8 protein-coding genes are annotated in these 9733 nt (G+C 72.1%); 1 reads left to right on the top strand and 7 read right to left on the bottom strand.

Annotated features, from left to right (window positions below; all coding sequences use genetic code 11):
* Positions 1 to 226: 226 nt before the first annotated feature.
* The 7 genes from ACZ63H_RS37210 to ACZ63H_RS37180 form a co-directional block, all read right to left on the bottom strand.
* A complete protein-coding gene (locus tag ACZ63H_RS37210; protein ID WP_469872843.1) occupies positions 227 to 1252 on the bottom strand; it encodes a methyltransferase in 1026 nt (341 codons plus the stop codon).
* Positions 1253 to 1378: 126 nt separating this feature from the next.
* Entirely contained in the window at positions 1379 to 2290 is a 912-nt protein-coding gene (locus ACZ63H_RS37205; RefSeq protein WP_469872841.1) for a Gfo/Idh/MocA family protein, read from the bottom strand.
* Positions 2287 to 2787 carry a flavin reductase family protein gene (locus ACZ63H_RS37200; RefSeq protein ID WP_469872839.1) on the bottom strand — a complete coding sequence of 167 codons (501 nt, stop codon included), beginning with the start codon at positions 2785 to 2787 and terminating at the stop codon, positions 2287 to 2289. The genes ACZ63H_RS37205 and ACZ63H_RS37200 overlap by 4 nt, the downstream gene beginning before the upstream one ends.
* 282 nt (positions 2788 to 3069) lie before the next feature.
* Positions 3070 to 4608: an alpha,alpha-trehalose-phosphate synthase (UDP-forming) gene (locus ACZ63H_RS37195; protein ID WP_469872837.1), complete on the bottom strand. Its 1539-nt coding sequence runs from the start codon at positions 4606 to 4608 to the stop codon at positions 3070 to 3072.
* Positions 4605 to 5675, bottom strand: coding sequence for a zinc-dependent alcohol dehydrogenase (locus ACZ63H_RS37190; protein ID WP_469872835.1), 1071 nt, complete (start codon positions 5673 to 5675; stop codon positions 4605 to 4607). The genes ACZ63H_RS37195 and ACZ63H_RS37190 overlap by 4 nt, the downstream gene beginning before the upstream one ends.
* Positions 5676 to 5805: 130 nt before the next feature.
* Positions 5806 to 7005, bottom strand: a complete 1200-nt coding sequence (locus tag ACZ63H_RS37185) for an acyl-CoA dehydrogenase family protein (protein WP_469872833.1) — start codon at positions 7003 to 7005, stop codon at positions 5806 to 5808.
* A 204-nt stretch (positions 7006 to 7209) separates the two neighbouring features.
* Entirely contained in the window at positions 7210 to 8388 is a 1179-nt protein-coding gene (locus ACZ63H_RS37180; RefSeq protein WP_469872831.1) for an IS701 family transposase, read from the bottom strand.
* A 524-nt stretch (positions 8389 to 8912) separates the two neighbouring features.
* Between ACZ63H_RS37180 and ACZ63H_RS37175 the strand changes: the two genes are divergently transcribed.
* Positions 8913 to 9542, top strand: a complete 630-nt coding sequence (locus ACZ63H_RS37175) for a TetR family transcriptional regulator (protein ID WP_469872829.1) — start codon at positions 8913 to 8915, stop codon at positions 9540 to 9542.
* Positions 9543 to 9733 lie beyond the last annotated feature (191 nt).

Here is a 9733-nt window from a genome sequence, read left to right as displayed (position 1 = left end):
ACCCCCCCCCCCCCTCTCCCCCCCCCCCCCCCCCCCCCCCCCCCCCCCCCCCCCCCCCCCCCCCCCCCCCCCCCCCCCCCCCCGCCCCGTCGGCGCGTACCGGGCGGGCCGGCGGTGTGGCCGTACGGGACCGCGCCCAAGCAGGCGGCCCCCAGGACCGGTCGGGTCCTGGGGGCCGTCGCCGCGCGGGCCGGGGGAAGCGGCGCGGCGGGGTGGGAGCGGTGCGTCAGGGCTTGCGGGCGACCAGCACGCCGTTGGCTCCCTGGCCTTCGAAGGGGGTCACGCCCTCCGGCTTCAGGCCGAACTCCTCCATCCAGGCGGAGTACTCGGCCGCGGTGTAGTTGCGGCCCCACGTCTCGACGAGCATGTTCAGGCTCATCAGCGCCGCGGGTGCCGGACCGCGCTTGTCGTCGGCGACGAACGACTCCGTGATCAGCAGGACGCCGCCGGAGGGCAGCGCCTCCGCACAGGAACGCAGGATCTTGCGGGCGTCCTCCACGCTCCAGTCGTGCAGGATGTTGGAGAGCAGGATCGCGTCGTAGCCGCTCGGCACGCCGCCGACCTTGAAGAAGTCGCCGCTGGCGAAGGAGATGCGGTCGGCGAGGCCGGCCTTCTCCACCCGGGGCTTGGTCAGGTCGCACACGAAGGGCAGGTCGAAGACGGTGGTCTTCAGGTGCGGGTAGCGGTTGCACAGCTCGATGTCGTACGCGGCGCCGCCACCGCCCACGTCCAGCAGCGTCTTGATCGAGGTGAAGTCGAAGTGCTCGGCGAGCTGGCCGGCCGTGTACGCGGACAGCGAGTGCATCGCGTCCCAGAAGTGCTCCTTGACGACCGGGTCGTCGGGCTGGAACAGCGACCCCTGGTTCTCCACGTCCCAGGTGTAGGGGCGGTTGCCGCGCAGGGAGTCGAGCATCTTGATGTAGGCCGGGTACTCGTGCTTGTCGACCAGCGTGACCCAGCCGCCGAAGTACCGCGGCTTGCCCTTGACCAGGAACTCCTCGGACAGGGGCGTGTTGTGGTACGTGCCGTCGTCCTCGAGCCGCAGCAGGTCGAGCGAGACGAGCGCGGTGAGCAGCAGCTCCGCGGGGCGCTCGTCGATCCCGTGCCGTTCGGCGAAGGCGGCGAGGGTCGTGCTGCCGTCCCCGGCCAGCTCGGTGAACAGTTCGAGCTCCGTGGCCAGGCCGAGCGCCTTGAACGCGTAGACGCCGAGGGTCAGGTCCATCAGAGGGGTCGGGGTGAGGGGCGAAGTCATGTAGGTCCTCCGTTGCTCTTCGATGGCGTGGAGCTGCTCGACTCGTTTCGACAGTACGAGTACTGACGAACTCTCTCCAGCGGTCGTGCGCGAGCCGCGACGACTTTGGGAGGTAAGGCGGCCGGACTAGTCCGGCTCGGCGCGCGCCGCCCGGTCGATGGCGTCCAGGACGCGGGCGGTGCGCACGATTTCCCGGGCGGTGGGCGGCTCCCACACCTGGTCCCCCCTCAGCTGGCCGAGGAAGGCCTCCAGCGCGGCTCCGGCCCGCAGCCGCGGTTCGACGGTCACACTGGCGTGCGTCCCCTCGATGTGCAGGAGCATCCCGCCGGGCCGGGACGTCCAGCCCGCCTGGAGCGTCACCGGTACGCCGCCCCACGACAGGACCGCCGCGCCGCCCACGTTCAGGTCGGTGCCGGGCCGGCCGAGGTAGGAGGCGCCGCACACCCGCAGGCCGGCCGAGGGGTCCAGCCACTCCAGCAGGTCGACCAGGTGGACCGCGAGGTCGGCGAAGGCACCCGCGGCGCCGTGCCGTTCGGCCAGCATCCAGGCGGCGGACCCGGTGAACACGTCGTCCAGCAGGCCGGGGTGGGTGAAGCGGAGGTGCACGCCCGCCAGCTCGCCCAGGGCGCGGTCGGCCAGCTTGGCGCGCACCTCCCTCAGTTCGGGCGCGCAGCGGAAGAACATCGCGGTGGTGACCGGGCGTTCGGCCGCCGCGAGCAGCACCGCGAGCCGGCCGGTCTCCTCGGCGGAGGCCGCCAGCGGTTTCTCGATCAGCGCCGGGACGCGGGCGCGTACGGCCTGGCGCAGCAGGGTGCCGTGCCGCGCCGTGGTGGAGACGATCACGGCCGCGTCGGCCCCGGCCAGTGCCTCGGCCGCGTCCCGTGAGGGTTCGACGCCGGCCACCGGTGAGGGGCGGTCGCTGTAGACGGCGGCCAGCGCGGCCCGCGGGTCGCGGGCGACCACCTCCAGGTAGTCCGGGAGGTGCACGTGGTCCGTGCCCAGCACCGCGAGCCGGAGCACGGCCGTGGCCGGGGTCATCCGGTCGCGGCCATCTGGTCGTTGGGGACGGGCCGGCCGAACGCGCGGTCGGTGTAGACGAGGGGCGCCCGGTCGCCCGCGTGGGTCTCCTCGACCCGGCCGACGAGGATGCTGTGATCGCCTCCGTCCAGGATCTCGTGGGTGGTGCAGGCGATGCGGGCCGCCGCCTCCGGCAGTCCGGGCAGGCCGAGTTCGCAGGGCGTCATGTCGCCGGCCTCGAACCGGTCCACGCCCGACGTCGCGAAGCGCAGGGCGACGTCGCTCTGGTCGTGGGCGAGCACGTTGATGAGGAAGTGCGAGGCGGAGGTGAAGGCGCCGTGCGTGCTCGCCCCCTTGTCCAGGCAGATGAGCACGAGCGGCGGATCGAGGGACAGCGAGGAGAAGGAACTTCCGGTGAAGCCCCACCGCCGCCCGGACGCGTCGGCCGTGGTGGCCACCGTGACAGGGGCGGGTACGCGGGACATGGTCCGGGTGAAGGCGAGGCGGTCGACAGGCATGCGGTCATCCGTTCGTGTGTGGGGCGTGGGCGGGCGGAGACGAGGGGTGGGCGCGTGCCGTCCGCCGGGCCGCCGCGCGGGGCTCGCGCGCCGGCGCCGCCGCCCGGCGAGGGGCCGGCCGGGACCGGGCTGTCCGTCCCCTCCCCGGCCCGCCCGGCCGGTACCCGCGGTCCGGGCGGCGCGGCCCCGTCGCCGCGCCGCCGCGGCACGCGCCCGGTGCGCCCGTGGCCGGCCGGCCGCCGCTCGGCGGCGGACGGCGCGGCGCCGGGCGGCGCCCTGCTGTCAGGCGGTCTGTCGCACGGGCTCGTCGACCGTCGTGCGGTCCTCGAGCGTGCTCAGGAAGGACTGCGCCCAGTGCCCCACGTCGTGGGTGAGCACTTGGGTGCGCAGCGCGCTCATCCGACGGCCTGCCTCGGCCCGGCTGATGGTCAGGGCCTTCTCCAGGCCCGACTTCACCTCCTCCAGGTGGTAGGGATTGACCTGGAAGGCGCTGGTCAGCTCGGCCGCGGCGCCGGCGAACTCGCTGAGCACCAGGGCGCCTTGCAGATCGTGCCGGCAGGCGACGTACTCCTTGGCGACGAGGTTCATCCCGTCGCGCAGCGGGGTGACGAGCATGACGTCGGCCGCACGGTACAGGGCGGCGAGTTCCTCGCGGCCGACCGAGGTGTGCAGGTAGTGCACGGCCGGGTGGCCGACGCGGCCGAACTCTCCGTTGATCCGGCCGACGGTGCGTTCGATGTCCTCCCGCATGCGCAGGTAGTGCTCGACGCGTTCCCGGCTCGGCGTGGCGATCTGCACCATGGTGGTCGTCTCCGCGGTGACGCGGCCCTCGGCCAGCAGCTCGTGCAGCGCGCGCAGCCGGATGTCGATGCCCTTGGTGTAGTCGAGCCGGTCGACGCCCAGCACGATCTTGCGGGGGTTGCCCAGCTGCGCGCGGATCTGCTCCGCCCGCCGCTGGACGTCGTCGCGCCGGGCGAGCCGGTCGAGGTCGGCGGCGTCGATGGAGATGGGGAACGCGCCCACCTTCACGGTCCGCCGGCCGGCCGGGGACTCCGCGACGCTGAGGAGTCCGGGTTCGTCCCCGACGTCGGACACGGCGCGCTCCTCGCGCACTCCGGTCAGCCGCCGGGCGAGCCACTGGAAGTTGCGGGCACCGCCCGGGCGGTGGAAGCCGACGAGGTCCGCGCCCAGCAGCCCCTCGATGAGCTGGGTGCGCCAGGGCACCTGCATGAACAGCTCGACAGGGGGAAACGGGATGTGCAGGAAGAAACCGATCCGCAGGTCGGGGCGCATCTCCCGCAGCATCGCGGGCACCAGCTGCAACTGGTAGTCCTGCACCCAGACCGTGGCCCCGGGTCCGCTGATGTCCGCGGTGGCCTGGGCGAACTTGCGATTGACGTGGACGTAGGCGTCCCACCAGCTGCGGCGGTAGCGGGGCGGCATGATCACGTCGTGGTAGAGCGGCCACAGGGTCGCGTTGGAGAAGCCCTCGTAGAAGCCGTCGACCTCGTCGGCGGTCAGCGCGACCGGGTAGAGCAGCAGTCCGTCGTGGTGCCAGGCGTGGGTCGGGGTGCCGGCCGTCTCGGCGGAGCCGGGCCAGCCCACCCAGGCGCCCCGGTGGGTGCGCAGGAACGGTTCCAGCGCGTTCACCAGGCCGCCGGGGCTGCGCCGCCAGCGGCGACGGCCGCCTTCGGCACCGTCTTCCTCCAGGCTGACGGGCAGCCGGTTGGCCACCACGACCAGCCCGGCACCGGCTGCGGGCGGCGAGGAGCCCTGCGGAGCGAGCCTCTCCTCCGCCGCCTCCATCGGCAGTGGTCTCATCGCCGGAAGTCGACGATGGTCTTGAGGTCGGTGGTGGAGCGGTAGTTCTCGAAGATGTCCACCAGGCCGTCGTAGTCGTCGAACCGGTGCACGGTCGACAGCAGCGCCTTGCCGTTCACGACGCCCGACCGCAGCATCTGCATGGCGGAGGCGATCACGTTCGCGCTCTTGTGCATCGGGAAGCTGGTGACGTCGAAGGGCGCGGAGCGGATGGTGATGCCCTTGGCGAGCATCAGCCAGGTGTCGAACTTCTGCATCTCCTGGGAGGCGCCGTAGAGGATGTAGCGTCCGCCGGCCTTGAGCTTGCGCATGGCGACGCGGCGCGGGTCCTTGTTCTCGTCGTCGACCTTGACGGTGGGCAGGGCGTCGAAGACGTAGTCGAAGGTGCCGTCCTCGACGGTCTCGATCAGCTCGTCGGGCAGGTACGCCTTCTGCGAGAACTGGTCCTCGGCGAAGACGTTGCGGGCCGGGTTGTTGTCCACCGAGACGACGGAGTTGGGGGCCAGCAGGCGCCGGATGATGCTGCCCGCGATGACGCCGATCGGTCCGGTGCCCATGATGAGGACCCGGTCGCCGATGCGCGGCGGGTTGGACAGCACCGAGCGCAGCGCGCCGGTCACCGGCTCGATGAAGGACGCCTCGAGGTCGCTCATGTCCTCGGGGATCTTCACGGCCGCCGCGTGGTGGTCGTCGTTGAAGTTGCGGTCGGCGGCGAAGACGTCTTCCTTGACCTGGCCGGAGAAGATCGGCCGGACGGTGCGGTACTCGGCGAAGCCGCCGAAGTCCGTCTGGCCCCAGTACACGATCCGGTCGCCGATCCGGATGTCGGTGCCGCTGCTGTCGAAGTCCGCGCCTATGTCGACGATCTCGCCGAGGTACTCGTGCCCGAGGATCACCGGGTACTCGGAGGGGAAGAGGTGTCCTTCGAAGAAGGAGATGTCGGTCGAGCAGATCGACACGCAGCGGGTCTTCATCAGCAGCCCGTCCGCCGGGGTGGCGGGGATGGGCAGGTCGGCCAGCACCGTCTTGCGCGGGGCGAGGAGTTGCACGGCCTTCATCGTCTGCATGAGTGAGTCCTCGTCGTGTGGTGGGGCGTGGTGTCGGTCGGGCGTGCGGGGCCCTTGGGGGCCGGCCGGGCGCCGGGGCGCCCGGCGCCGGCCGGTGCGGGAGTGGTGCGGGGTGGTGCGGGTGTCGCCGCTAGCGCCGCATCACGAGCTCTCCGCCGAGCAGGTACTGACCGACCGTCTCGAAGTGCATGGAGGAGAGCGTGATGTGCTTCGTGGCCGAGTGGATGTCGCGGAAGCAGCGCTCCAGCCGGCTGGTGGCGTACACGGAGGTGGCGCCGGCCAGCGTGAACAGCGAGTCCACCGCGGCCACCGACTTCTCGGCGACCGTCGCGGCGGTCAGCCGCACCAGCGCGGTCAGCGCGTCGCCGCCGTCGGTCCCGTGCGCGGTCACCTGCGCCGCGGCGTGGGCGAGCAGGGTCTCCGCGATGTGCACCTCCCCCTGGGCGCGGGCCAGCTTCTCCTGCACCGTGTGGCTGGTGGCCAGGGTGCTGGAGGCACCGGTCGCGGTCTTGCGGGCGGCCAGCGCCTTGAAGTCGGCGAGGGCGTCCTGGGCCACGCCGAGGGCGGTGGAGGCGGAGGTGAAGGGACCGAAGTCGTAGTAGCTGATCGGGTACGCCCGGGAGGGGCGGTCGGCGGGCGGGCGGTGCATGGCCGAGCCGTCGACGGTGAACTCCTCCGGGACGAACACCTTGTCCACCCGGTAGTGGTTGCTGCCGGTGCCGCGCAGGCCGACGGTGTACCAGGTGTCGCGGATCTCGGCGTCGGAACGCCGGATGAACAGCATGCGCACGGCCGGCCCGGAGGCGGTCCGGCGGACCTCGCCGCCGTCGGTGACCGGGGCGGCGCACACGAGCCAGTCCGCGTGGGCGGAGCCGCTGGCGAAGGCCCACTCGCCGCTCAGCAGGTAGCCGCCGTCCACCGCCTCGGCGGCACCGGAGGGATTGACGCCGCCGACGACCAGGCCGTCGCTGTCCCGGAAGAGGGTGCGCGAGGTGCTGTCCGGCAGGTAGTCCGACAGCCGGCCGATGGCGCCCTGAACGCCCATCTGCCAGGCGATGGAGGCGTCGAGCCGGGCGAGTGCCTGGATGATGGCCGAGCCCGTCTCGATGGGCAGCTGCTCGCCGCCGAACTCCTTGGAGACCCACATGCGCGGGATGCCCAGGTCGCGCAGCGCCTCGAACACGGGACGGGGGGTGACCCGGTCGTGCTCGGCGCGCTCGCGGTTCTCCTCGATGACGGGCGCGATCTTCTCCACGCGCGCCAGCCAGTCCTGGGTCTGCTCGGAACGTGGCGGGCGGAGTATGTCGCCTGCGGCGCCGGCTGAGCTCACGGCAGTCTCCATTCGTAAGTACTACAACTTACGTACTGAAAGGTACGCAAGTGGGTGGACGGTGGGATCGAAGAACGGGATGTGGTCCGGGAACGCGGGGCCGTATCACGCGGATTCACGGTGATTCTTGGGGTTGGCCCTCGGCGAGGGCAACCTCGACTTGCGGAAGTCGCAGGGCGTATCGACGCCCGTCCTCGCGCCGGGTCAGGCGCAGGCGCTGTCGGGCGCGGCGAGGGCCATGGCGCGCTCCCGCGCGGTCAGCCGGGTGAAGGCGTGCGCGGCGGAGGCCATCGTCATGTGGTGGTGCCAGCCGGGATAGGACCGGCCCTCGAAGTCCTGTACACCGAAGTGGCCGAGGTCCCGGACGGCCGGCTCACCGGCTGCGGCGTGCCGGGCCAGGGCGAGTACCTCCTCCGCCCGCCAGTCGGCCAGGCTGGTGATCCAGTAGCGTGCGCCCCCTCTGCCGATGCCGCCCGGGCGCGCCAGGGCACGGTAGACCCGTGGCCCGCCGGACGCCTCCCCGGCCCGTGCCGGCAGCCGGACCTCCCCGCAGTGGACGGCCAGCCGTTCGAGCCGGCCGGTGACGGCCTGACGGACCACCACCTGTGGCTGGCGCAGATGGCTGCGCGCCATCAGCTCGCCCAGTCCGGTCGCCGGGGCCACGGCGTACGCCGACAGAACGGGTTCCGCGGCGTTCACCTCGCAGACGAAGTCCAGCCCGCGCCGGGCCAGTCCCTCCACGACCGCGCCCGCGTCGGGGGTCCGGCGCAGGTCGAGCGCCCAGGGGATCCCCGACAGCGGGGGACTGGCGGCCACGTCCGCGGCGAAGTCCAGGATGTGTCTCCAGGCCGGGCGGGCGGTGACGGTCGCCGGTATGCGCGCCCGGGAGCGGCGTTCCTTGTCGGCGCACCAGGACTCCTCCAGCAGCAGACTCCAGTTCACGGGTACGCAGCCGATCTCGGCGGCCAGGAAGAGCCCCATCGCTCGCTGGCAGTTGACCGTCCGGCCGAGGTCGGCGTCGAAGCGGCGGTGCACGCCCACGGAGTGCACCCCGCGTTTGGGAATCGTCAGTTCGGCCACGGTCCAGGCCCGTGGCAGACCCTGGGTGGCCACGGACCGCGCCAGGCTGCGGCGGACCGGACCCCAGTCCCATGGACTGGCGTTGATGAACTGCTGCAGTCCGTGGGCGGCGGCGGGAGCGGGTGAGACCGCCTTGGCCAGCCGTTGCAGCGTCTTCTTGCCTGGCACACTCAGCAGGGCGCCGAGATACGCATGAGCCCAGCGTCGCTGGTCTGCCCGTTGGAGCGGTTCGAAGACCTCCTCGACGAAGGTCCGGAGCTCATGAGTGTCGATCGAAGTTGCGCCTAAGGTGCCTGCCGGCATGTTGAAACCTCTCCCCCTGGCATCGGCCGCACCGCCGTGCGGTGCGGTGCTCGGTGCATATGCGCAATCAACCCCGAGACAAAATACCTTCTCAAACGTCAATTTCTGGGGAGCGGTTGACGACTTTCCAACCTCCCCCCGCCACCTGCGGGAATGCACCGGCGACCGGGCGGCCCGCAGCGGCGGCGCGGAACCGGGACCGGTGAACCGGCGGTACGGCGGGGCCGTCGCGCACCGCCGCCGGGCCGCCGGACGCCACCGCCGGACCGCCGTACCGGACGGGTGGCGCGCGCACGGGAGGGACCGGTGGCACGCCGTGTGACCATTGAGCCAGGAGATACAGAAGTTATCCGGCCAGCCGGCCGCGCTTCTTTCCATGACCGGGCCACCCCTTCCTAGGGAGCCGGTAGCAAGCGGTGTCGGTTTCGGACAGCTCATCTCACTCCGCTTGTGGGCCCCGCAGCGTTAAGAAAGGATTTCTTGGGGGTGATTTGTCGATCCATTCCGGAGCACGAAGGGGCACCGTGATCAAGCAAGACAGAGCGCGCAGGACTCATGAGTTACTGCTCGACGCGGCAGCGGGGGAGTTCGTCCGGCATGGGTACACGGGCGCGAATCTGCAGCGCGTGGCGCAGGAGGCCCATATGACGAAGGGCGCCTTGTACGCGCACTTCGCGTCGAAGCGGCTCCTGGCCAAGGCGTTGACCGGACCCTTCGAACACGCCTGGCAGGAGCTGCTGACACAGGTCGAGCACTGCGACGCCCCGCCGATGGAGAAACTGCGTATCCTCGCCGTCCGGCTGGCCGAGCGACTGCAGACGGATCTGCGGTTCCGCGCCGGATTCCACCTGTGCAGCGAGGCGGCCCGCGCGCACGGCCGGCTGCCGCGGGTGGCCCAGGACCTGTGCGGCACGGTCGCGGTCCTCATGGCGCAGGCCCGGCAGCAGGGACAGCTGACCGGGGCCCAGGACCCGGACCGGATGGGCAAGTTGCTGCTGGCCCTGATGTTCGGCGTCTACTACTCGACGCCCGAGTGCCGGATGGACCGCTTCAGCGAACTGCTGTGCACCGCCTGGTGGCAGGCGCTGAGCGACGGCGAACCGGTTGCCCCCGCCCGGCAGCAGGACGTGCCCGCGCCCTGCCATCAGGCCTAGCCGGGCAGGGGCCGGCCGAGCCAGGGCCGGGGGGGGGGGCGAGGGGGGGGGGGGGGGGGGGGACGGGGGTGTGGGGGGGGGGGGGGGGGGGGGGGGGGGTGGGGGGGAAAGAGGGGGGGGGGGGGGGGGGCGAGTCGCGCGGCGCCCACGATCTGTACCAGCGTCATCGCCGGCGGGACCAGCACAGCCAA

The organism is Streptomyces sp. NPDC104831 (assembly GCF_055583025.1).
Note: the sequence above shows the minus strand (reverse complement) of the source record. Positions and strands in the feature narration are given on the sequence as shown.

Bases quoted from the DNA above. Each gene is read 5' to 3' on its own strand.
- ACZ63H_RS37180 (WP_469872831.1), bottom strand. From the start codon at position 8,388: ATGCCGGCAGGCACCTTAGGCGCAACTTCGATCGACACTCATGAGCTC.
- ACZ63H_RS37190 (WP_469872835.1), bottom strand. From the start codon at position 5,675: ATGCAGACGATGAAGGCCGTGCAACTCCTCGCCCCGCGCAAGACGGTG.
- ACZ63H_RS37210 (WP_469872843.1), bottom strand. From the start codon at position 1,252: ATGACTTCGCCCCTCACCCCGACCCCTCTGATGGACCTGACCCTCGGC.
- ACZ63H_RS37200 (WP_469872839.1), bottom strand. From the start codon at position 2,787: ATGCCTGTCGACCGCCTCGCCTTCACCCGGACCATGTCCCGCGTACCC.
- ACZ63H_RS37195 (WP_469872837.1), bottom strand. From the start codon at position 4,608: ATGAGACCACTGCCGATGGAGGCGGCGGAGGAGAGGCTCGCTCCGCAG.
- ACZ63H_RS37205 (WP_469872841.1), bottom strand. From the start codon at position 2,290: ATGACCCCGGCCACGGCCGTGCTCCGGCTCGCGGTGCTGGGCACGGAC.